Annotated in this window: 18 protein-coding genes; all 18 read right to left on the bottom strand. The window is 46.5% G+C overall.

Going from position 1 to position 22,032, the window contains the following annotated elements:
- Positions 1–156: 156 nt before the first annotated feature.
- Positions 157–1,590 carry a sigma-54 dependent transcriptional regulator gene (locus ST37_RS13170; protein ID WP_084887112.1) on the bottom strand — a complete coding sequence of 478 codons (1,434 nt, stop codon included), beginning with the start codon at positions 1,588–1,590 and terminating at the stop codon, positions 157–159.
- 1 nt (position 1,591) lies between these two features.
- Complete coding sequence (locus ST37_RS13165) at positions 1,592–2,671, bottom strand: ATP-binding protein (RefSeq protein WP_084887110.1); 1,080 nt, start codon at positions 2,669–2,671, stop codon at positions 1,592–1,594.
- A 146-nt stretch (positions 2,672–2,817) separates the two neighbouring features.
- Positions 2,818–4,287, bottom strand: coding sequence for a sigma-54 dependent transcriptional regulator (locus ST37_RS13160; protein WP_084887108.1), 1,470 nt, complete (start codon positions 4,285–4,287; stop codon positions 2,818–2,820).
- 150 nt (positions 4,288–4,437) lie between these two features.
- Positions 4,438–4,848 (bottom strand): flagellar export chaperone FliS, encoded by a 411-nt coding sequence (gene fliS, locus ST37_RS13155; protein ID WP_084887106.1) that lies wholly within the window; start codon positions 4,846–4,848, stop codon positions 4,438–4,440.
- Positions 4,849–4,859: 11 nt separating this feature from the next.
- Positions 4,860–5,201: a hypothetical protein gene (locus ST37_RS13150; RefSeq protein WP_084887104.1), complete on the bottom strand. Its 342-nt coding sequence runs from the start codon at positions 5,199–5,201 to the stop codon at positions 4,860–4,862.
- A 236-nt stretch (positions 5,202–5,437) separates the two neighbouring features.
- The gene (gene fliD, locus ST37_RS13145) at positions 5,438–7,552 is read right to left on the bottom strand and encodes a flagellar filament capping protein FliD (protein ID WP_084887102.1); all 2,115 of its coding nucleotides are present in this window, start codon (positions 7,550–7,552) and stop codon (positions 5,438–5,440) included.
- A gap of 18 nt (positions 7,553–7,570) precedes the next feature.
- Entirely contained in the window at positions 7,571–7,969 is a 399-nt protein-coding gene (locus tag ST37_RS13140; RefSeq protein WP_084887100.1) for a flagellar protein FlaG, read from the bottom strand.
- A 59-nt stretch (positions 7,970–8,028) separates the two neighbouring features.
- Positions 8,029–9,159, bottom strand: coding sequence for a flagellin (locus ST37_RS13135; RefSeq protein ID WP_084887098.1), 1,131 nt, complete (start codon positions 9,157–9,159; stop codon positions 8,029–8,031).
- A 382-nt stretch (positions 9,160–9,541) separates the two neighbouring features.
- Positions 9,542–10,678: a flagellin gene (locus tag ST37_RS13130; RefSeq protein ID WP_084887096.1), complete on the bottom strand. Its 1,137-nt coding sequence runs from the start codon at positions 10,676–10,678 to the stop codon at positions 9,542–9,544.
- A 514-nt stretch (positions 10,679–11,192) separates the two neighbouring features.
- The gene (locus tag ST37_RS13125) at positions 11,193–12,332 is read right to left on the bottom strand and encodes a flagellin (RefSeq protein WP_084887094.1); all 1,140 of its coding nucleotides are present in this window, start codon (positions 12,330–12,332) and stop codon (positions 11,193–11,195) included.
- 399 nt (positions 12,333–12,731) lie between these two features.
- On the bottom strand, positions 12,732–13,925 hold the full coding sequence (gene flgL, locus ST37_RS13120) for a flagellar hook-associated protein FlgL (RefSeq protein ID WP_084887092.1): 1,194 nt from the start codon (positions 13,923–13,925) through the stop codon (positions 12,732–12,734).
- Positions 13,926–13,936: 11 nt separating this feature from the next.
- Positions 13,937–15,814 carry a flagellar hook-associated protein FlgK gene (gene flgK / locus ST37_RS13115; RefSeq protein ID WP_084887090.1) on the bottom strand — a complete coding sequence of 626 codons (1,878 nt, stop codon included), beginning with the start codon at positions 15,812–15,814 and terminating at the stop codon, positions 13,937–13,939.
- Between the two features lie 191 nt (positions 15,815–16,005).
- Positions 16,006–17,025 (bottom strand): flagellar assembly peptidoglycan hydrolase FlgJ, encoded by a 1,020-nt coding sequence (gene flgJ / locus ST37_RS13110; RefSeq protein ID WP_084887088.1) that lies wholly within the window; start codon positions 17,023–17,025, stop codon positions 16,006–16,008.
- Positions 17,026–17,037: 12 nt separating this feature from the next.
- Positions 17,038–18,132 (bottom strand): flagellar basal body P-ring protein FlgI, encoded by a 1,095-nt coding sequence (locus ST37_RS13105; protein WP_084887086.1) that lies wholly within the window; start codon positions 18,130–18,132, stop codon positions 17,038–17,040.
- A gap of 30 nt (positions 18,133–18,162) precedes the next feature.
- A complete protein-coding gene (flgH, locus tag ST37_RS13100; protein WP_084887084.1) occupies positions 18,163–18,954 on the bottom strand; it encodes a flagellar basal body L-ring protein FlgH in 792 nt (263 codons plus the stop codon).
- A gap of 13 nt (positions 18,955–18,967) precedes the next feature.
- The gene (flgG, locus tag ST37_RS13095) at positions 18,968–19,756 is read right to left on the bottom strand and encodes a flagellar basal-body rod protein FlgG (RefSeq protein ID WP_084887082.1); all 789 of its coding nucleotides are present in this window, start codon (positions 19,754–19,756) and stop codon (positions 18,968–18,970) included.
- Between the two features lie 28 nt (positions 19,757–19,784).
- Complete coding sequence (locus ST37_RS13090) at positions 19,785–20,534, bottom strand: flagellar basal body rod protein FlgF (protein WP_084887080.1); 750 nt, start codon at positions 20,532–20,534, stop codon at positions 19,785–19,787.
- Between the two features lie 179 nt (positions 20,535–20,713).
- A complete protein-coding gene (flgE, locus tag ST37_RS13085) occupies positions 20,714–22,018 on the bottom strand; it encodes a flagellar hook protein FlgE (protein ID WP_084887078.1) in 1,305 nt (434 codons plus the stop codon).
- Positions 22,019–22,032: the final 14 nt, after the last annotated feature.

The following is a 22,032-nucleotide window of genomic DNA, read 5'->3' as shown; positions in this document are numbered from 1 at the left end:
TATCCTTTTACGCGTACCTTAAATAAAGCAAAGAGTATGCCAAGCGGAAAAGAATTGCCTATCTATCTACTAAAGGGCGCTTAGAACGCGATATAGCACAGGTTCAAACAAAAAAAGGGCGGCAATAATTGCCGCCCGAAGACTCATTTCACTGAGTTAGCAGGGAATATCTATACCAGCATCACGCATCTTGGCCAGTTTGTAGCGAAGAGTACGTGGGCTGATGCCGAGCTTCTCGGCGATTTCTTTACGTCGACCGTTGCACGCGACCAATGTCTCTAAAATAATCGCGTACTCTTGATCTCGCAGTTCGTGACCTAAGCTTTCAGCACCGGCAACAGCTTGGTGAATATTAGTGGGCGATTCTATAACAGGCACGCTTGGCTGCTCTATCGCTTGAGGTTTTACTGTGGGAGCTACGCCACTTTCGACCGCATTTTGCAGCGACGACGCGTCGCTCCAATCTACGCCCTCAAGCAACAAGCTGCTTGAATCTATCTGACCGTTTTCACTTAGGATCAGTGCACGCTGAACCACGTTATCCAACTCTCTCACGTTACCTGGCCATTGGTAGTGCGTCAGTTTATTAAGTGCATCTTGGGTAAACTCCGGCACAGCCTGGCCCATTTTTTGACAGTGTCGCGAAGTAAGATGTTTGGCAAGGGGAATAATGTCACCCTGACGCTCACACAATGGCGGCCAGCTGATTGGGAAAACGTTGAGGCGGTAATAGAGATCTTCTCTAAAGTTGCCTTCTGACACGTATTGCTTTAAGTCACGGTTACTGGTTGCCAAGACTCGCACATCAAGCTTAATGCTCTTACGTCCGCCCAATCGCTCTACTTCACGCTCTTGGAGCACACGCAACAATTTAGCTTGCAGCGATAAGTCCATCTCACTGATCTCATCCAGTAAAATGGTGCCACCTTGCGCCTGTTCAAACTTACCTGGGCACGCTTGTACAGCGCCGGTAAATGCGCCTTTTTCGTAACCAAACAGTGTGGCTTCAAGCATATTGTCTGGGATCGCTGCGCAGTTAATCGCAATGAAAGGGCCATCTTTACGTAATGATGCGTTATGAATATAGCGAGACATCACCTCTTTACCAGAACCACTTGGGCCTAACACCATTACATTAGCATCGGTCTTTGCCACTTTGTCGGCCAGCGACAACAGCTTCAAGCTTTTTTCATCCGCGACCACGGCATCGCCATTGTCATCTGACTTAACCGGTGCATAACGACTGACCAAGTTAAGTAAGACTTCTGGTGCAAAAGGTTTGGCCATATAGTCTATCGCGCCTTCCTTCATTGCCGTTACTGCATCTTCTATATTCGCGTACGCTGTCATGACTAACACCGGCAAGTTTGGCCAATGCTGTTTAATATTACGCAGTAATGCTAAGCCGCCCATTCCATCCATCTGCACGTCGGTGACGACCACATCGACACTATTTGCCTTTAGCTTTACCAGGGCATCTTCCGCACAATCGGCTTCAATCCACTCATAACCGGCCAAGGCTAATGTATCGACTAGAGCTTCACGTAGCCCTTCATCATCTTCTACAATCAATACTTTGCTTTGAGCCATATTAATCTCCTTGCTGCTCTTGGGTTGCCAGTTCTGCAACTGGCAGAGAGAGTGTGAAGCAAGCGCCTTCACCCTCTCTTGATTCGAGTTCTAATCGCCCGTTGTGGGCGCGCGCAACCATTTGTACAACCGCAAGACCGAGTCCGGTACCTTGTGAGCGGGTGGTATAAAATGGTTCCATAATTTTGCTTTGTAGCTCTATCGGAACACCCGGTCCGTTGTCTTGAACCGAGATGCGGATCTCTTCGCCTACTGCTCTTGCATAGACGTCGATTTGCGACTCTTTTCCAGCTATCTGAATGGCGTTTATCACTAAGTTACTTAGACCAGACGCAATCGCATTGATGTTACCCAGCAGCGCGCAATCGCCTTGTTCAACTTCGAGAAAATAATCGATGTGATTGCTCTTGATTGAGGTTTCAATCATGGGATTGAGCTCATCCATCAACGCTTGTAAGGTGAACGGTTTGATCACCTTATTGTCGCCACCTTTTGCGAACAGCAACATATCATTGACTTGCTTTTCAAGATCTTGAAGCCTATCGACTAACTTGCCTTGAAAACGCTCTCGCATTGGTGGCGTCAGATTAGGTGCACCTAAATTAGAGGCGTACAACATAGCACTAGAAAGCGGAGTTCTCACTTGATGGGCCAAAGATGCCACCATTCGACCCAGTGATGACAAACGTTGTAAATCACCGACTCTAGCCTGTAGCAGTCGAGTCTCGGTCAGATCGGTGACTAGAATTAACTGCCCAGCCGCAGACGCTGAAATCGCAAGTCTTACTTTTCGGCCGTTGCGAAGCGAGATTTCATGTCCATCATCATCTTGTGGAGCAAAAGCAACGTGTATGACGTCCCCCCATTTCACACCTTGCAACTCCATTTCAAGAAGTCGTTGAGCTTCAGGGTTGGCTTCTTGGATCACGCCGTGATTATCCAACAATATGACACCCGCAGGCATCACTTCGAGTACTTGTTGATACTGAGCGACCTGAGCATGTAAGTTAGCAAGTTGTGAAGCGTTATCATCGGATGTTGAGTGGTGTGCAAGGTCATCCACGCTGACCGCCTGATTCATGTCGTGTTTCCGTCTTTTAGACTATGAACGACTATAATGCATACAGTGTGCCAACATAATATCGTTAAATATCATATAGTTAAGATAAGGTGAGCGTATTAAAAAAGAGTCAATGAATTGACTCTTATGGAATGAATGACGGTTAACTAGCGTTGTAAGTTATATTTACGCATCTTTTCAACCAAGGTCGTGCGACGCATACCCAGCATATCTGCGGCACGTGCAACAACACCGTTATGCGCTTCTAGAGCCTGATTAATGAGGTTGACTTCTGCATCTGCCAGCAACTCTTTTAGGTTCACCCCTTCTGGAGGTAATGATGATGGCATGTCGAAGTCGTTCGGCTCTTGTTCGAGCATTTCATCTAAAGCTATGTTTCCTGAAAAAATGTCCGATAGCGCATCACGCTCTTGGTCTTCTATGATGGTAATGTCATCATTATATTCAGGTTGAAACTCTGGGATATCACTGTATCGATACTTCGTGGGAAGGTGATTCACATCCACCAGGCTACCAGGATACAAAATGATCATTCTTTCGACCAAGTTTGCTAACTCACGAACGTTGCCAGGCCAATGGTGCTCCATCAACGAATTCACCGCTCTTGGTGTGAAACACACTGGGTGCCCACCTTCGGCTTCCAATCGAGTGATCAACTCTTGAAGCAGCAGAGGAATGTCTTCTTTTCGCTCTTTAAGACTTGGCATTTCTATTGGAAATACATTTAGGCGATAGTAAAGGTCTTCTCTGAAGGTCTCTTTTTGAATCATGCTGTCGAGATCGCGGTGCGTTGCGGCCACGATACGCACATTCACCTTAATGGTTTGGTTGCCGCCGACACGTTCAAAAGAACGCTCTTGGATTACTCGCAGCAGTTTGACTTGCATCGGCATCGGCATGTCACCGATTTCATCCAAAAATAGGGTACCGCCTTCTGCCAGTTCAAAGCGCCCTTTACGAGAAGTGATCGCGCCAGTAAACGCACCTTTTTCGTGCCCAAATAACTCACTTTCTAAGAGATCGGGCGGTATCGCACCGCAGTTTACAGGGACAAATGGGCCCTTCTGGCGAGACGAGTGATAATGAACATTTCGTGCAACAACTTCTTTACCGGTTCCAGACTCACCTAATATTAAAACACTGGCATCACTGCCAGAAACCTGCTCTATAAGATGACGAACACTTTGAATGCCTTGACTCTGGCCGACTAAACTACGGAACAGCGTATTTTTGCGTGTCGCTGATGGGATTTGAATCCCTTTACGACCCAAAAACTCTTTACAATGACGGAGTGCATCACTGAGTTGCGGGTAGTTAAGTGGTAGCTCAAGATCGCCGACGTAGTGGGTCAGTGTGTCGACTTCATATTCCCCCCCCATGACAAGTAGAGGGATGTGGCTTTGTGATTGGATGGTGCCCACAACAGTGGCATAATCTGCAGACGTTGAGCAGTTACCCAATATACATCCGGTCCAAACAGTCGAAAAGTCTACTTGGTTTAGATCCTGCGACGCGACGACTTGGCACTCTTCCCCAACAAAATGGAGAATCGTTTGAATGTCACGTTGTAGCTGTCTATCGTCTTCGATCACTAAGACTTTAGTGGCTGTATGCATAATGGATGTTAAAACCTTACCTAGACCTTAATAGAGTACGTAGCAAAATAGCCACTTACAAAGAAGCGGCTATTTTATTTCATATTTCAATTAAGGCAACTCCCATCGGCATGGAAGTGAACCAAATTCTCAAATCTGAATGGTATTCGGTTAAATTCCGACCTCTGCAGCCGTTATATTATGGTATTCACTAGGGATCTGATCCCAAGCAGACTTGATCTCGCGGATGATATCAATCACATCATCAATCGGCTCTGGCTCGTTATTTTGATTGGCATGAATAATACGCGCAATCATAAAGTCGTAGAGTTGATCTAGGTTTTGAGCGATTTCTCCACCATCGTCCATAGAAAGACAACCACGTAAGCTAACGACAATATCCAACGCTTTACCTAAGCGCTCTCCCTTAACCGCGATGTTACCTTGCAGCATCGCTGCCTTGCCTTGTACTAGACGTTCGATAGCGCCCGCCATCAACATCTGAATGACTTTATGGGGCGACGCTGCCGACAGTTGACTATCAACTGAAACCTTCTTGTACGCCTGTAATGAACCTCGCATGTGTGTCCTCTTTATCTAAATCGTTGATACTGCTTTAGAGATTGATTGCCGTGCTGCACTTTCTGGGTCTGAAGACGCAGTATCGCAGTTTGGCTTTCCATCTTTTCAACAATGCCTTTCGTCCGTGCCAGCGCCTGCTCCCAAGCTGTAGATTGATACAGTTGCGGTAGCTGACGAAGAATCGTTGTAACTTTTTGCAATAACCGTTCCCGCTTGTTAATTAACGGTATAAGATCCGATTGTTGCGTCTCGCTTTCACTTAAAACGTGTTCGATCTTGTGATCCAGATCTTCGAGAATCTCGACTTTGTCGTGCCAGCTGTCTATCAATTGCTGTTGCTCTATCTGAATCATAACCTTATCTCTCCGTGAAGTGATGGGGTGGCAAAGCGTTACCGCTGTATGCGATTTGATGCTCTTTTAGCTCACCTTAGCTTCATAGTTCACTGTGATCGTTTGGCGGCTAAAATAAATTACTGCGCCTTGACCTAATGACTAGCCTGTCGTCTATTGCTTTTATAGCTAACCTTATCTGTTAACTAAGCTTATCTCTTGACTATGCTTATCTCTTGACTAAGCTTATCTCTTAACTAACCTAATGCATTCATCATGCCAGCTAATTGGCCTTGCATCTTAGACGTCGCATCTTGCATAGACGCAAACTTGTTATGAGTACGCTGTTGCAATGCACTCATGCGGCGGTCTAAGTTATCTTGCTGATCTCTTAGTCGATAATTCTGTTCCACCAAGCTCGACTCGCGAGTTCGAATCCCACCAGTGACCCCTGTCATGGTTGCTACCGCGTCTTCCAGCTTTCGTGCAAATCCATTTGAGCCAGTGAAAAACTCATTAAGTTGAGTGAAGTTACCCGCCACCTGCTTTTCTAGCATTTTGTAGTTAATCTCTAACGGGCCTTCGCGGGTACTTGTGATACCGAATTCGGTTAACGATTTTAAGTTTTCAGGTGCGCCTTCAATTGGGCTGCTGATCACCGCTTTTATTTTTGACGTCGCATTTCGTACCACAGAGTCGCCAGCTAACGCTCCTTTTTTGCCACTCACAGGATCAACGTTCGACAGTTCACGAACGGTCGCGTCAAACTGGTTATACGCTTGCACAAACTGCTCTATTCGGCTGACTACGCCCTGGACGTCGTATTCCACATTGATGTCTGACGGCATGGCGCCAGGCTCGCTCACCCCTTTTAGAGTCAACGAAATGCCGTCAACGGCGTCTTCAATGACGTTGGTTTCACTGCTCAGTTGAGCTATACCATCGAGAATGACTTTAGAGTCCTGTGCTTGCGAGACTTGCGCTAAGCCATCATAGTTTTCGACAGATTGCAGCGCATTTAACAGGCTCTCTTGCGTCTCTTTTATACTGTTGAGCTTTTGCTGCTCTTCTTCGGGTAGCGCGTCTACCCCCTCCAATTCGGCTTGCTGCTGGGTTACGATGCCATCATCGATGGCTTTAGCGAGGACGGAACGTTCGAGCTTTGCCAGTTCACCGCTGTCAGCACTGCTTTGCTCCAAAAATTGGTTGATCGCTTCCGCTTTGGCCTTTTGATGTTCAGTCCGCTCGAGGGTTTCTAAACGTTCACGCTCTTTCGCTTTCGCCTGACGTTCTTGCACCGATTCATAAGAGTGAGTCAATGTTCCAGACGCAGAATTGGTCCAGCCAGGCACATCATTTTTCTTTTTTATTGCTGCAGGATCGAGTTCAGGCTTTCGCATCTTATAGGAGTCGTTTAACACCCCTGCGGTCGATGCATTCCAACCAGGAATATCCTCTTTATCCAACCCAGTACCTGGTTTATACGCCGCATATTGCTGTGCTTCTTTACTTCCTGCGGCGTCACCATAGATGGTTGGATCGTTTGGGTTCACAGGGTTCGCTTCGGCGATGGCTTGCATTTTTTGCTGATGCTCAGCATCCATCTGCGCCAGTTGCTGCTTTAACTGGTCTATTTTTTCGAGATTACGCTGATGATAATTGCCGTACGAGGCAATTTCTTGCCCTAGAACGGTTTGATTAAGCGCTTCAACAGACTGAGTTTGAGCTTGCTCGAGCCGTTTCACACGTTGTTCAAGAGATTGAAAGTTAAATTGTTGCAGTGCACTGTCTGGGGACGCGTCCACGGCAACCGAAAGGCTGTTTTTTTCGCCAGACTTATCCGACGAAATAATCAGGCGCTGACCTTGGCTATCATTGATAACCGAGGCCCGCACGCCTGGATTAGTTTTCGCATGGTTGATGCTGCGTACCACATCCACCATTTTCGAGTTGGGTTTGACCTCAATGTCAAAATCTCGGTCTCCCAGTTCGATTTGCAGCTTGCCAGGCCCAAATCGGGTTTTGTCTTCCACCGGATGAGAAGCCAATTTGTGACTCTGTGCCAGCTGCAACACATCGACAGAGTATCTGCCCGCAATCGCTTCTGTACTTGCAGTCGCTGATACCACAGCTTCGTTATTAGATTCGACCGAGCGCAAAGCGAAGGCCTTATCCATACGAAAACTAGACATCATATAGCGCATGCTATCGAGAGATTCTCTGAGCTTGCCGTACGCACTGAGATCCGACTGGATTTCGGTTCGTTCATTGTCGATTCGTTGCTGCTTAGGTATACGCTCCGAATCCACAATTTTGGTGACCATGGAATTAATATCCATACCACCCGACATCCCTAAAGGGCTCAAACTCATTCAAATCACCTCAAAATACTACACACTCTCCGCAATTAAACCCGTAGAGTGCTCGGAGAGACGCTTCAACACTTCCAGCATGTCCTCACTCGGAAATTGTCGCAGGGTATCCCCTGTTTTGGCGTCATAGATCGTGACCACCTCTTTCCCAGTGTCTTCATCGATTCGAAAAGATAATCCAGTATTCATCGAGTCTACGAACTCATTGATTCGCTCAATAAGTGCGTCTCGCTCTTCATCAGAGATGGGCAAAGCAGGCTCTTTATTTAAAGATGCGTTGCTCTTCTCCAGCGCTGTTTCTCTTTCTTTCTCGACTTGCTGTATCGTTTGTAGCGTACTTTCCTTACTTGAAGCAATGTTCGTGCCACCAGATAAGCCGTAAGGCTGGACGTTCGATGTGTAAGATGAAATATCCATCACATTCTCCCTTCCAACTTATCAGTACTTGCGTAAGTATTTTCAACTTACCTTAGGCGTTAGCCCAGTAATGCAAGCGCTGAAGTCGGCGTCTGTTTTGCTTGGGCCAGGATCGAGGTACTAGCGTTCTGAAGAATCTGAGACTTCGCCAATTGCGTCGTTTCCTTCGCAAAGTCGGTGTCTTGGATTCGACTTCTTGATGCATTTACATTCTCGTTAATGCTATCCAAGTTATTGATCGCATGCCCAAATCGATTCTGAAACGCACCCAATTCAGCACGTTGACTGTCCACACTTTGTAGTGCCGCATCGATAACAGCAACCGCTTGTTGCGATCCTGCAATCGTTGTGACGTCAACATCATCCACAGTCACAGCTTGCTGAGCACCGAAATCAAAGGTACTTGCTAGGCTGCCACTTACGGTGACACCACTTTGAACATTACGGTTAGAGGCAAACAGCTGCATTGTGCCGTCTTCACCAACCGATGCTGAAATGTCGTCAACCTGACCATTTATGTACGTGGCTAGGTTCTCAATATCGTCACCTTCTTTGGCATTAACGGTGACGCTTTGTGCGTTACCTTCGGTGTCGGTGTAGTCAAACGTAATGTCTTCACCAGCGCCTACACGCCAATCTTTCGTGACGGAGTTTTGAGCAACATAAGCATTACCACCCATCTCGGATTCGTCAGAACGCATACTACGAATAGTCAGTGCGACCGCTTCACCACTGTTCGAACCGATTTGGAACGACTGAGTGCCATAATTACCGTTCAAAAGGCGTTTTCCGCCAAACGATGTTGTTTCTGCAATGCGATTCAGTTCACTGTTAAGCGCTGTGACTTCTTCATTCAGCGCTCGACGTTCATGGATACTGTTTGAACCATTCGCTGATTGCAGCGAAAGGTCACGCATGCGTTGCAAAATATTGGTGGTTTCTTTCATCCCGCCTTCGGCAGTTTGAGCAATCGAAATACCATCATTTGCGTTACGAACCGCTGTTTCCAAACCGCGACTTTGAGAGTTCAAGCGGTTAGTAATTTGCAGTCCCGCTGCGTCGTCCTTGGCACTGTTTATACGGTAACCAGACGACAAGCGTTCCATAGACTTCGTCGTATCGGCAGCAGCGTTATTTAGATGACGCTGCGCCGTCATTGCAGACACATTCGTGTTTACATTTATTGCCATAGTGATCTCCTTTTGGCTTTGGTCTAAACGCGCTAAACGGCTCTCACCCCGTCATCACACATTTATTTTTCTCTCGTCACTTATAACGGCCAAAAACCAACGAACTTTAGGTAAATCACTAAAATCAAAGAAAATAAACGACGTATTTTTACACAATCAGAATCGTATTCATGAGATTCATAGTGACGTAATGAGCATCCGTTACTGATTTATCTAACGATGTGTTTTGAGCTAAACACCAGCGAGTTGAGAGTCGCTACAGAGCGGCATTTAAGGGGGCAAAAAAGAGACGAAATTGCGGACATAAAAAAATCCGGTGCTTATGGCGGGCACCGGATTTGGGAGACTTTGTTTGCTTACGAGGAGCTTTGAGGACTCTCGATTATAGCAAGCTAAGTGCTTGGTTTGGCGCAGCTTTCGCTTGTGCCAAAATTGAAGTAGACGCTTGTTGCAAAATTTGAGACTTGGTCATAGCCGTAGTTTCTTTTGCAAAATCAGTGTCTTTGATGCGGCTCTTAGACGCATTAACGTTTTCGTTAATGTTATCTAAGTTGTTGATTGCATGGTCAAAACGGTTCTGGAATGCACCAAGTTCTGCACGATGGCTATCCACAGACTTCATCGCATTATCAATCACAGATACAGCTTGTTGCGCACCTGCAACACTGGTCACATCCAAAGATGCTACGCTTGAATCGGTACCCGCACCCATCGCTAAGTCAGTACCAAGCGTGCCGGAAAAAGAAACCGCTTGAGCTGTATCGATGTTGTTGCTACCAGCGAAAACTTGCAGTGTACCGTCCTCTCCAACGGATGCTTGCAAATCTTGCGTCTGACCATTGATGTATGTCGCCAGTTGTTCAATATCATCGCCTGCTTTGGCCGTGATACTGACGGTTTGAGCATTGCCAGCTTTATCGGTGTAGCCGATGTCCAACTGATCGGTACCTGCTTGCACAGACCAATCAGCGTCTTTTGCACTACCCGATACAAACGATTTACCGCTCATTTCTGCTGTATCTGAACGCATATTGTTCAGAGTCAGTTGTACTGCTTCACCGCTATTTGCGCCGATTTGGAACGATTTTGTCCCGTACGTGCCGTTAAGTAGACGATTACCACCAAATGACGTTGTTTCTGCAATTCGGTTTAATTCGTTGTTAAGTGCACCAATTTCTTCTTGAATCGCTACACGCTCAGTTTTTGAGTTTGAGCCGTTCGCAGATTGTAGAGAAAGGTCACGCATACGCTGCAGGATGTTGGTGCTTTCATTCATTGCACCTTCAGCCGTTTGTGCAATCGAGATACCGTCATTAGCATTACGTACTGCTACGTCTAGGCCACGGCTTTGCGAATTCAAGCGATTCGAAATTTGCAGACCTGCAGCGTCATCTTTTGCACTGTTGATGCGGAAGCCAGATGACAATCTCTCCATGGAGTTTTGCGTATCTGCCGAAGCACTGTTCAAATGACGTTGCGCGGTCATCGCGGCGACATTGGTATTTACTGATATAGACATAAGATTGTCTCCAATTGATTTTCCATTTAAATGCGGCTTCCGACGTCTCGGAAAACCAAATCGTTCTCTCAAAGTTATATCTATTAGCGACCCTCTTGAGAGAAGCTTTAAATAGAATTGGACTTTTTTGAGAAGCTCAATTGGGGAGTGCGACAAAGCGCCCAAAACGGACACGCAGATTTTAAAAAGGCTAAAGCTCGGTCATAACATGCCGATATAGAAAGATTTTTCTGTGGAAAAGTGCAGAGATATTGCTCACAACTGGCATTGCGCAATCAGTTGAGGTGTGAAAAAAGCCCCTATCTTTGAGAGAACCGGGGCTGTTTAATGGCTTGCTAACTGTGTTGGAGATCGAGAGAGATTGACCACACAGATAACGCACTAAACGTATTTATCTAATATCAAGCAAGAGTTGAGAGTGAGAGAGCTCTGCTCTCCATAAGATAAATACCGTTACCAAGTCGTTGATTCGCATAGCGCTTCCCGTCGGAAGCACCACTCAAAAGCGAAACAACTACTGCAATAGTGACATTGCAGAGTTTGGCAACTGTTTTGCTTGGGCTAGAATGGAAGTACCAGCCTGCTGCAAAATTTGGTTTTTGGTCATTTCCGTCGTTTCTTTTGCAAAGTCAGTGTCTTTGATACGACTGTTTGACGCTTCAACATTCTCTTGAACATTGGCTAAGTTATTGATGCTATGATCAAGACGGTTTTGTTTCGCACCAAGATCCGCACGCTGTGAGTCGATGTAACGTAGCGCTGAGTCGACAACCGACACAGCGTTTTGCGCGCCAGCTACAGTACGAACATCGATGTCTTGCGCTGTTGTTACAACCCCAGCACCCGAGGTTAAGCCTAGGTCGGTGGCCAAGGTGCCACCAAAGGTAACATTACCATCTAGCTTGTCTTCTGGTAGGAATACTTGCAAAAAACCGTCATCAGAAACAGACGTTTTAAGGTATGGAGCTTGACCATTAATATAGGTCGCTAGCTCTTCAATGTCATCACCCACCGGCGTGTTGAGAGATATATTGACCGTTTCACCGTCTTTGGTTGTAAAATCAATGGTTAAGTCATTTGCGCCTGCTGCAACTTCCCACTGCTTACCGACAACATTTGCACCTTCAAATGTCGACCCGCCCATACGGGTATCGTCGGCGCGGATAGAGGTCAGTTCCATCACCATAGCTTCACCAGCATTGGCACCGATTTGGAACGAAGCTTCGCCGAAGGTACCGTTGAGTAGACGACGTCCACCAAAGGCCGTAGTTTCTGCGATACGGTTCAATTCATCTTGCAAAGAAGACACTTCTTCTTGTATCGCAACACGCTCTTGATCCGAGTTTACACCGTTGGCAGATTGCAGTGACAAGTCACGGATACGTTGCAGTACCTGGGTAGACTCGTTCATCGCGCCTTCTGCTGTTTGCGCAATAGAGATGCCATCGTTAGCATTTCGCATTGCCACATCAAGACCACGTGATTGCGCAGTCAAACGGTTAGAAATTTGTAGGCCTGCCGCGTCATCGCGAGCACTGTTGATACGTTGACCAGAAGACAGACGCTCCATAGACGTATTAAGATCACCAGTGGCCTTGTTTAGATAACGCTGTGCAGTCATTGCAGAGACGTTAGTATTTACTGTTACAGACATGTATTGCTCTCCTTTCGAATTTGCCAGACCTTAACGGTCAGCTAGCAGCTTCCTTTGCGTTTGCTTGGCTAGCGGCAAACTCAGCTCTCATCAAGTTGAATGAAAAACATCGCGTTGTTTTCGCTTCTGATTTAAGTAATTCAACATGCGTGCCAACATTCTAAAAATAATTGTAAAAATTTACCCAATTTCTCTGACCCCTTTGTTTATAAGGGCTTCAGCGATACTGAAATTCTAGAAAAAAGTTAAGAATACGCGGTTACAGCCTATTCTTGAGTTTCACTTAACCGTTTACAAAATCGGCAATGTGAGGGCGGCAATTATTGCCACATGTTTCTGTTCAATCTCAACTGTATTACTGGGCACTTATGGCATAGCACATAAGGCAATCAGTACAGACTAGATATAGTTGAACAGAGTTAAATCTTTTACTTTACCAAATGCGGTTTGCGACGCTTTGAGCGCCATTTGATTTTCATTAAAGTCAATCACCGCTTTGGCATAGTCCAAATCTTCAAATCGACTTTTGGACTTGGCTAAACTGAGTTTAAAATCTTCATGTTGCGCTTCATGCACATCCAAACTGCTTAATCGAGTACCCACCGATGTACGCACTTTAGCTAGGTGGCCAAAGGCCGCCTGAAATTCATCCGTTGCTCGGTGAAGCTCTGCCGTGGCCGAGGCGTCTGAAACCGATTCTTCTGCTAACGCCACCGCATTTTGGAAAGTATCAAACACACTGAAGGTTTTTTGAGGACTTAAGTCGATGCTGTCACCAGCTTTAATAAGCCCTTTGACGCTTACGGAGAGATCGTTAAATTGGATCCCTTGGCTTGGTTCGTAAATATCTTGTTTTACCGCAACGCCGTTTTGCTCTAATTGATACCCAAAGTCACCATTTGGCATTGCCACAAAAGTGACTTTATAACTGGCGGTATCGGCAGCGTCCAAGTTTTGCGCGTAAGATAACTGCACTTCAGAGCCACTTTGCAAAGTATAACTAGGGCGGTAGTCTCCGTATGGGTTAACGACTTCCATAAACAGCTTATTTCCAGGCTCGTTCGTCGCGACCTCAGTGTTGGTTGAAATTTTCATTAGTCGCTGATAACTGTCCCCGGCATAACTTACCTTACCCGCTGCGTCCATAAAGAAAGGCTGGGATTTAGGCTTTGTTCCTGCAAACGTATAATTACCGGTTTCATCTTGGCTGTTGACCAATTGCAACAGATTACGAGACAGCTCTTGCAGATGAGTCGCATGCGCTTGCCTGTCTTCGGGTGACAGCGCACCATTCACCATTTCCATCGTGGTTCGTTTTGCTTGATCGGAATATTGTTCAGCTGAAGAAATAAGGACTTCTTTGTGCTCAAGACGGTTTCGGACCAGTACAATCGCATCGATAAACTGGTTCACTTGCTCGTCTTGTTGCTTCACCTGCTGTACATAGTGCGTCGCAATAGGGTCGTCTCCAGGCGAGATTAACTGTTTACCTGACGCCAACTGTTGTTGGTTGTAATTGACCTTACTTTCCAATCGGCGGTGCTCGTTTTGCACAGATTGATAGTTATGGAAGCTCGCAATTCGATTGATCATACTCTACCTCCCTACCTTAGCTGCAAAATCGTGTTAAAGGTGTCATTTGCCGCTTGCATGACTTTTGACGATGCCATGTATGCTTGCTGAAACTTCATCATGTTGGCCGCTTCTTCATCTAGGTTTACCCCAGATATTGAGGCAATTCTTGATTGCGCGGCTTCGTTTTCGAGCCTTGACACTTGAGTAGCTCGCGACGAAGTTGCATGCTGCAAACCCACATCAGTATTTAAGTTGTGGTAGAGCTGGATCACAGAGCTATTGCCGTCATTCATCAATTTATCTGTTTGCAAGCTTTGGATTTTTCTGAGGTTGCCGTTATCACCTTCTGCATGGTTGAGGTTAAACGCAAACGTGTCATTGGCGTGTGCACCATCGGTCAATGAAAAGCTGGTACCTTGCAGAGATATAGAAGCACCCGGCGGATACGCTTGGGGTGGCAATAGTACGTTGCCATTCATGTCGGTGACGGCAAATTGTGTCCCTGTTGGACTCACCACCACTTGAAATTCTTTTAGTGTACCTACGCTGTTTATCTCAACTTCACCTTTACCTGTGGTAAAGCTGTGAGAGGTGTCATAACTTTGCGCGGCAATGCTAGCGGCATCTCTCATCGCCACTTGAATATCTTGTGCACCACTTCGCGTTGGGCGTATTAGGATCCTTTCACCTACCTGAGGCGGCGCTTGGATATTTACGTTAACGCCATCAAAGCTAATGCTGCCGTCGCTGGCTGGATACAGAATTTGTTGATTGTCGAGGTCATCTGTGACGGTGTACTTAGAGCCATCGTATTGCAGTTTATATTCACCACCCGATAGCTGAGAAAGATCGGTGATTTTAACTGCCATCTGGGCACTGGATTGTGGATTTTGCACAACCCGAGCTTTCATCGAGTCTGGGTGGTTAATGTCGGTAAACATGTGTTGACCCACCTGGCCGTTTAAATCCAGTCCTGATTCTTGCAATGTATTGATGGAGTGTGAAAATGCTAACGCCAATCGACCTAATTCATCGGTTACTTGAGGAATATGTTTATCCCTCATATCCAATAATGCGCCCAGCTCACCATCGATGTCTTTTGGTGAGATCCGCTTAATGCCCTTGCCTTCAACAATGGCCAATTGTCTTTGCTGTGGATCAGGGTCGCCATTCACCAAAGCGAGCTGGCTTGCATCGACACCGGACACTATGCTGTGGCCATTGCCAATATGTACGTTAAAGGCTTCATTACCGGACTTAGGTGTAACCGTGACTTTGGTATACTGAGAAAGCTCTTTTATCAGCTTATCGTGCTGATCTAAAAGATCATTTTTAGGCCCATTGGTTTTCATCATTGCTCGATGCACATCACGAATTTCCAAGGCGATGCCATTGATTCTGTTAACCGTGGCATCTAACCGCTTATTGCTGTTTGCCGCTTCCACTCTGACGGTTTCATGAAAGTTATTGAGGTTTTTGGCGATCACTTTTGCCTGCTCCAGCACCACTTTTCGTGAGCCCATATCGTTTGGAGAATCAGACAAAGATTTCACCGCATCAAAAAAAGCATTCATATTTTCAGGCACTTTCTTTGATGCATTGGAGGCGAGTAAGCCACTGAGAATTTCGTAATTGGTTTCAACCGCTTGATTGCGATGTAGGTCGGTGGTCGATAAATTGAGTTCGTTAACGGCAAACTGATCCCAAGAGCGGCGAACATTTTCCACATGCACACCCATGCCATAGCTTTGCCCACCATATAAGCGAGGCGTATTGGCTTCTTGGATCACAGATTGGCGGTTAAACCCGTCCGTGTTTGCATTGGCAATGTTGTGGCTCGTGGTATTGAGCTGTTTCTGAGCGGTTAAGACACTCTGGGTGCCGACACTCAGAAGATCCGATGCCATAAGGGAAACTCCACCGATTCATACAAAAAATAGTTGTTGAATAGACTAAAGCAATACCTATGCCAATAATGATAACTTGCGGAAAAACAAAGAGGTGTGCAAGACTCGCTGGATTAAAAATGAAACAAGCAACCTTAGGAGGCTGCTTGTTATATGGCTGTTTTTATAGCGATGCTCGCAAGCACATCCGATTACATTCTATCAATGCGATTCTTAATCGATAGTACTTTGTCAGCGTAGGCAGGATCCGTCGCGTAGCCAGCTTTATGAATGCCTTGAATAAACTGTGTAGAGTCTTGTGAATCCGTCAATGCGGTTTTGTAACGAGGATTACGTTTTAAGAAAGAAACGTAATCGCTAAAGCTTTGTTCAAAGCTCTCGTAAGAACGAAATGCAGCGCGCTCAGTAACTGGGATTTGACCGTGATATTCCAGAGTCTGCTTACTGACCTTATCCCCTTTCCAACTGCGATCGGCTTTAATATTGAATAGGTTGTGCGTGCTTCCTTGTGAATTGCCAATGACTTTTTTGCCCCAGCCTGTTTCCAATGCCGCTTGCGCGATAAGCAGTGATGGGTCAACGCCCAATACTTGCGCTGCAGACTCCGCGTATGGGGTCAACTGTGCCACAAATTGTTTGGGTGTATCAAAGGTAGGCGTAGATTGTTTAGGAGCGGCAACGGATGATGCACTTGCCATGCTACTTGGGACAGTAAACGAACCACTGTTACGAGTTTGGTCGTAGATCGTTTTACCTTCTGGTGAAGGTAGAATGTCACGTATATCAGGCATGTCAGCATTTGAAGACGTTGAGCTTGCCGCGGCAACCGTTCCAAATCCACCTGTACGCGCTTGCAGCTCATGGTTTGGAGTATGCTCTTCGACGCTTGGGCTTTGTGCTGCTTGTAGCTGCTTAACTATCATGTCGGCTAACCCAAGCGATCCGTTGGCACTGAGTTCACTCGACATCTGCTCATCCAACATCTGACGATAAAAGGACTGGTTTTGGCTGTTCATTAAGTCGCTTTCAAAGCCTGAGTTTGCATCACGCATCGATTTGAACAACATGTTGGTAAAGATCGCTTCAAACTGCTTTGCGGCAGCGGTCAACGCTTCTTTGCTGTCTTCGTCGCCAGCAACAGCCTTTTGGCGAAGACTGTCTAAGCTTGCCAAGTCATGAATAAAACCAACGTCTTGAGTCGTTACCGTCATACTGCCTCCTGCTTAGATGATGATCAACTGGCCTTCAATCGCACCGGCGTTCTTCAACGCTTGCAATATCGCCATAAGATCCGATGGGGCAGCGCCAACTTCGTTAACCGCACGCACTAGGTCATCTAGCGTTAGCCCAGGTTCAAATTTAAACATTTTGCCATCGGCTTCAGTAACTTGAATATCGCTATCCGGCGTCACTACAGTTTGCCCATCGCCAAATGGCCCTGGTTGGCTTACATTGAGGTTTTCTTTAATCGCGACGGTCATTCCACCGTGAGTGACTGCAGCAGGTTTTAGGCGTACATGCTGGCCCACTACGATGGTGCCTGTACGAGAGTTCACAATGATTTTTGCTGAACCATCAGCGGGTTCAAATTCTAAATTTTCTATTGCCGATAAAAATGCAACGCGTTGGCTTACATCTCGTGGTGCGCGCACACGGACTGAGGTGGCATCAATGGCGTTAGCCATTTGTGGCCCAAGAAAGTCGTTAACGGCATCGGCCATGCGCTGTGCGGTAGTAAAATCAGACTCTGACAGATTAAAGGTAATATAATCACCACGACCAAAGGGGGATGGAATCTCTTGCTCTACCATCGCACCATTTGAAATGGTACCAGCGGTTGGGTTGTTGCCGACAATTTTCGATCCATCAGCGCCTTCAGCACTAAATCCACTGACCAAAAGGTTGCCTTGAGCTACCGCATAGACTTTTCCATCCAAACCTTTCAAAAAAGTTTGCAATAGGGTACCGCCGCGAAGGCTCTTTGCAGAGCCAATCGACGATACCGTCACATCAATTTGTTGCCCTTGTTTGGTAAACGCTGGCATTTCTGCTGTGACAATAACTGCGGCAACGTTTTTTGTCTTTGGTTTTGTGCCTGGCGGCAACTGAATGCCGAATTGGCTCAGCATGGCGTTAAAACTTTGATCGGTAAAAGGGGTTGATTCACCCGTGCCCGGTAGACCTGTCACTAGCCCGTAGCCAACCAATTGGTTACTACGAACGCCGGCAACCTGCGCAATGTCTTTGATGCGCGCCGCGTGGGCGGGTTGTGCCAGCAGCATTAAGCAGCTGCCTAGTACGATTAATAGTTGTTTCATCCGTCAAAGTTCCATCACATTCACTGTCCGTTATAAAGCGACATTAAAGAATCGTGCCAAGAATCCAGGTTCCTGCATATCTTGATTGGTACCCGTGCCCGCATAACGGATTCGAGCGTTAGAAATTCTAGTAGAATCAATGGTATTTTCGTAACTGATGTCATCAGGTCGAATTGTGCCACTGAGGCGAATATATTCGTCACCGGTATTTAGGGTTAACCATTTTTCACCACGGATCACTAAATTGCCGTTTGCCAGGACATCGGTAACTTCGACCGTTATTGAACCACTGATACTGTTACTTTGATTCGCCGAAGCATTGCCTTCAAAGTTGTTGTCGTTGTTAAGCTCATAAGAGAGGTCATAACTGCCGATGTTTATCGGCTGGCCACCCAAGATGATAGGATCCAACGTAGAGTTATTACTTTTCGATAAGTCCGCATCGGCACTTTTTGCCGCTTTGGTATTCTCATCAAGCATCACGGTAACGATATCGCCAATACCATGTGGCTTTGAATCGTTGTAGAGATCTTGAACTAAGGCATCATTAAATAATGACCCTGTTGCGGTCGCGTAATGCTCTGGTTTCTTCGGTGGATGTATAGGTGCCCATGCCGGATCATTCGCCACCGGATCGTTTCTGCCTCTAAGCGTATCCACCAAACCTGTAGACTCTGCAGCAGACTGATCGCCTTCAACTGCATCGACAACAGTTGTACCTGACTCCATATCAGTCTGAGGGCCAGTGTTTTCAAAAATCCAACCTTGCGCACAACCGGCCAAAGAGACAACACATAATCCAACAAAAATATGCTTAAACATGGTTTGCCTCCCCTTACAGCTGCTGATTCACAAAGCTCATCATCTTATCGACGGCCGAGATGACTTTAGAGTTCATTTCGTAAACGCGCTGAGCTTCGATCATGTTAACCAACTCCTCAGTCACGTTAACGTTAGAGGTTTCTAGCATCGACTGCCTTATCGAGCCTAGACCTTCAAAACCTGGAACGCCCTCTTGAGCTTCACCACTTGCCCCGGTAGGCAAGTACAAGTTTTGACCAATAGGCTCAAGACCGCCGGGGTTAATGAAATCGACAGTGGTGATTTGTCCCACAACCTGGTTGTCTTGTTGACCACGTAGGCGCACTGACACTTCGCCGTCGTTACCTACGGTGATCGAAATTGCGTCTTCCGGAATGGTAATCTCTGGCTCTAAGGCGTAACCTGCGCCAGTGGTGACCACAACACCTTCATCGTTTAACGTAAATTGACCATTGCGGCTGTAGCCAATATTGCCGTCCGGCATCATAACTTGGAAAAATCCGTCACCTTCAATCATCATATCCAATGAGTTACTGGTGGTTTGCGCATTACCATTGGTATGGATTTTCTGCGTGGCGACCACTTTCGAGCCCGCCCCCAACATTAACCCACTTGGCAACTCAGTGTTTTGCGACGATTGACCACCCGGCTGATTAATATTCTGATAAAACAGATCTTCAAACACCGCACGACTTTTTTTGTAGCCAATGGTCGAGGCGTTAGCCAAGTTGTTGGAGATCGTGGCAATGTTTGTCTGTTGTGCGTCTAGACCGGTCTTACTGACCCATAGTGCTGGTTGCATATTACCCTTTCCTTATTCCCTGTTGGCGTTAACTGCTACGAAGCAGAGAATCTGACGCCTTGTCCATATCTTCTGCGGTTTTCATCATTTTTACGTGCATTTCAAATTGGCGTTGTAAATCGATAAGATTGGTCATTTCTCCAACCGCATTGACGTTACTGCCTTCAATGGTTCCCGTCGCTAATTTGACTTGTGCATCAGCTTCGTAGAAAGCGTTAGGCTGCTTTGAACGAAATAGGCCATTGTTGTCTTTAAACAATGTCTGATTATCAGGTCGAGTCAGTTTAATGCGATCAATCTCTTCAACGGCATCTGCGGCAGCGCCCATTGGGATAACGGAAATGGTTCCGTCTCGACCTATTTCAACTTTGCTCAATGGAACTGGTAAGGTGATTGGCGCATCGTTGTTGCCCAACACCAAATGACCCGCGCCATTTTTTAGCAAACCGTTCTGATCGATGTGCAAATTGCCGTTTCGAGTTAAACCCTCTTTACCCGTCGCATCCATGACCGATATCCAGCCATCACCCTCAATGGTGACGTCTAAGTCACGACCTGTGGTGATCACGCTACCTTGTTGAAAGCTGTGTCCAGGGCGTTCTGTCATGGAAAATACGCGGGTGGGCAACCCTTGACCGTAAGCTTGCATGGAGCGAGCCTGCTCTAGATCTGCGCGAAAACCCGTAGTGCTTACGTTGGCTAAGTTGTTTGATCTTAGCTGCATCGCTTGCATGTTTTGTTTTGCGCCGCTCATGGCCAAAAAGAGTGCACGATCCATTTTGCCTTCCTCGATTACTGTGTACTAACCGATATATAGCAATTGATGTGCCAAGTTTAATTTATCTTGTTTTTCAATGATCTAAATGAAAATAAAGATCATTTTTAACAGCAGAGAGGAAAGAAAAGACAAGTTTGCCGCATGCCGCGGCAAAGCTTGTCTTATTCAAGGAGTCGCGGTTATCGAATCTGTAGAATGTTTTGTTGCAGTTGGTTATGAACATCGAGCGCACGAGAGTTCGCTTGGAAGTTACGCTGAGCACTGATCAAATCGACCAACTCTTGCGTCATGTCGATGTTTGACTGCTCTAGAACACCGCTGGAAATACTACCAAAAGCACCTTTGTTGGACTCACCCCAAATCTTATCACCGGAGTTTTGAGTGCTCGCCCATTGAGTACCGCCTTTTTTATCTAGCCCTTGCTCGTTGGTGACACGTGCCAAAGCAACACGACCAAGAGTGACACTTTTACCGTTAGAGTAGGTTCCGATCACGCTGCCATACTCGTCAAAGTCAACTTTGCTCAAGAAACCAGTGGTTGCGCCATCTTCATCAAATGCCGTCATTTCAAAGGGTGCCGCAAACTGAGTCGTGCTGCTCACGTTAAAGTTCATCACCTGATTAACATCGGCACCGTTGAGGTCGATTGGCGGAACATTGCTGCCAAGCGCCACGGTATTAACCGCTTGACCTGAGTTGACAGAAGCCAACGTACCGTCGTTGTTAAAGGTCATGGTATGGCCGGCGTGGCCACCTGGAGTGGACGCATCACCACCGTCAATGTTGAGCGCTTTCTCGCCTTCCCCATCTGTCATGGTGTAATACACTTGCCAGTTGTTCGGGGTATTTTGATCTTTAATATAATAGGTGGTGACTTTGTAAGATTGGCCCATAGAGTCATACACTGTCGCTGACGTAGAGCGGTTGAATGTATCTGGATCTTCAAAGTTAAATGCGGCTGGATCTTTAGCCTCACCCGTCGCTGGCAGGTTTACACCCAAAGTGATGTTTTCCGTCATCTTTGGTTTACCAAACTCTGCCGGGATCTTCAGTGGTTTAGGCTCGTATGACGTAACCTGACCGCTGTCAGGGTTAACATTGTAACCTAATAGGTACTCGTCGGCGCTCGACACCATGTAGTTGTCTTTGTTTAAGTGGAACGCACCGTTACGAGTTAACTCGTTCATATTCGGTGTGAGGCGATCTTTTGCCACCGCAAAAAAGCCCGTACCTTGGACACGAAGATCCATCGGGTTATTGGTGTAAACACTTGACCCTTCATGGAACTGCTGCGCCACAGAACTTGCTTGAACGCCCTGCCCTGGGGTGGTCTTGGCGTTGGTAAATAACGAATTTGAATACACATCAGCAAATTCAGCACGAGACTCTTTAAAGCCATAGGTGTTGGCGTTTGCAATGTTATTACTGGTTGTATTGAGGTCTAACTGCGCCGCAGATAAACCACTTAATGATACGTAAGACATACCCTTCTCCTAAG

Source organism: Vibrio sp. qd031, from assembly GCF_002100145.1.
In the GTDB taxonomy this organism is placed as follows: Bacteria; Pseudomonadota; Gammaproteobacteria; order Enterobacterales; family Vibrionaceae; genus Vibrio.
The sequence above is the reverse complement of the archived record's forward strand: the minus strand, read 5'-3'. Positions and strand labels throughout refer to the sequence as shown.

What these genes read in the sequence shown, in the direction of transcription:
- flgH (WP_084887084.1), bottom strand. Translation starts at nt 18,954, where the DNA reads ATGTTTAAGCATATTTTTGTTGGATTATGTGTTGTCTCTTTGGCCGGT.
- ST37_RS13160 (WP_084887108.1), bottom strand. Translation starts at nt 4,287, where the DNA reads ATGCATACAGCCACTAAAGTCTTAGTGATCGAAGACGATAGACAGCTA.
- ST37_RS13150 (WP_084887104.1), bottom strand. Translation starts at nt 5,201, where the DNA reads ATGATTCAGATAGAGCAACAGCAATTGATAGACAGCTGGCACGACAAA.
- fliS (WP_084887106.1), bottom strand. Translation starts at nt 4,848, where the DNA reads ATGCGAGGTTCATTACAGGCGTACAAGAAGGTTTCAGTTGATAGTCAA.
- ST37_RS13165 (WP_084887110.1), bottom strand. Translation starts at nt 2,671, where the DNA reads ATGAATCAGGCGGTCAGCGTGGATGACCTTGCACACCACTCAACATCC.
- ST37_RS13125 (WP_084887094.1), bottom strand. Translation starts at nt 12,332, where the DNA reads ATGTCTGTAACAGTAAATACTAACGTCTCTGCAATGACTGCACAGCGT.
- ST37_RS13135 (WP_084887098.1), bottom strand. Translation starts at nt 9,159, where the DNA reads ATGGCAATAAATGTAAACACGAATGTGTCTGCAATGACGGCGCAGCGT.
- ST37_RS13140 (WP_084887100.1), bottom strand. Translation starts at nt 7,969, where the DNA reads ATGGATATTTCATCTTACACATCGAACGTCCAGCCTTACGGCTTATCT.
- flgE (WP_084887078.1), bottom strand. Translation starts at nt 22,018, where the DNA reads ATGTCTTACGTATCATTAAGTGGTTTATCTGCGGCGCAGTTAGACCTC.
- ST37_RS13130 (WP_084887096.1), bottom strand. Translation starts at nt 10,678, where the DNA reads ATGTCTATATCAGTAAATACCAATGTCGCCGCGATGACCGCGCAACGT.
- flgK (WP_084887090.1), bottom strand. Translation starts at nt 15,814, where the DNA reads ATGGCATCGGATCTTCTGAGTGTCGGCACCCAGAGTGTCTTAACCGCT.
- flgJ (WP_084887088.1), bottom strand. Translation starts at nt 17,025, where the DNA reads ATGACGGTAACGACTCAAGACGTTGGTTTTATTCATGACTTGGCAAGC.
- flgL (WP_084887092.1), bottom strand. Translation starts at nt 13,925, where the DNA reads ATGATCAATCGAATTGCGAGCTTCCATAACTATCAATCTGTGCAAAAC.
- ST37_RS13090 (WP_084887080.1), bottom strand. Translation starts at nt 20,534, where the DNA reads ATGGATCGTGCACTCTTTTTGGCCATGAGCGGCGCAAAACAAAACATG.
- fliD (WP_084887102.1), bottom strand. Translation starts at nt 7,552, where the DNA reads ATGAGTTTGAGCCCTTTAGGGATGTCGGGTGGTATGGATATTAATTCC.
- flgG (WP_084887082.1), bottom strand. Translation starts at nt 19,756, where the DNA reads ATGCAACCAGCACTATGGGTCAGTAAGACCGGTCTAGACGCACAACAG.
- ST37_RS13170 (WP_084887112.1), bottom strand. Translation starts at nt 1,590, where the DNA reads ATGGCTCAAAGCAAAGTATTGATTGTAGAAGATGATGAAGGGCTACGT.
- ST37_RS13105 (WP_084887086.1), bottom strand. Translation starts at nt 18,132, where the DNA reads ATGAAACAACTATTAATCGTACTAGGCAGCTGCTTAATGCTGCTGGCA.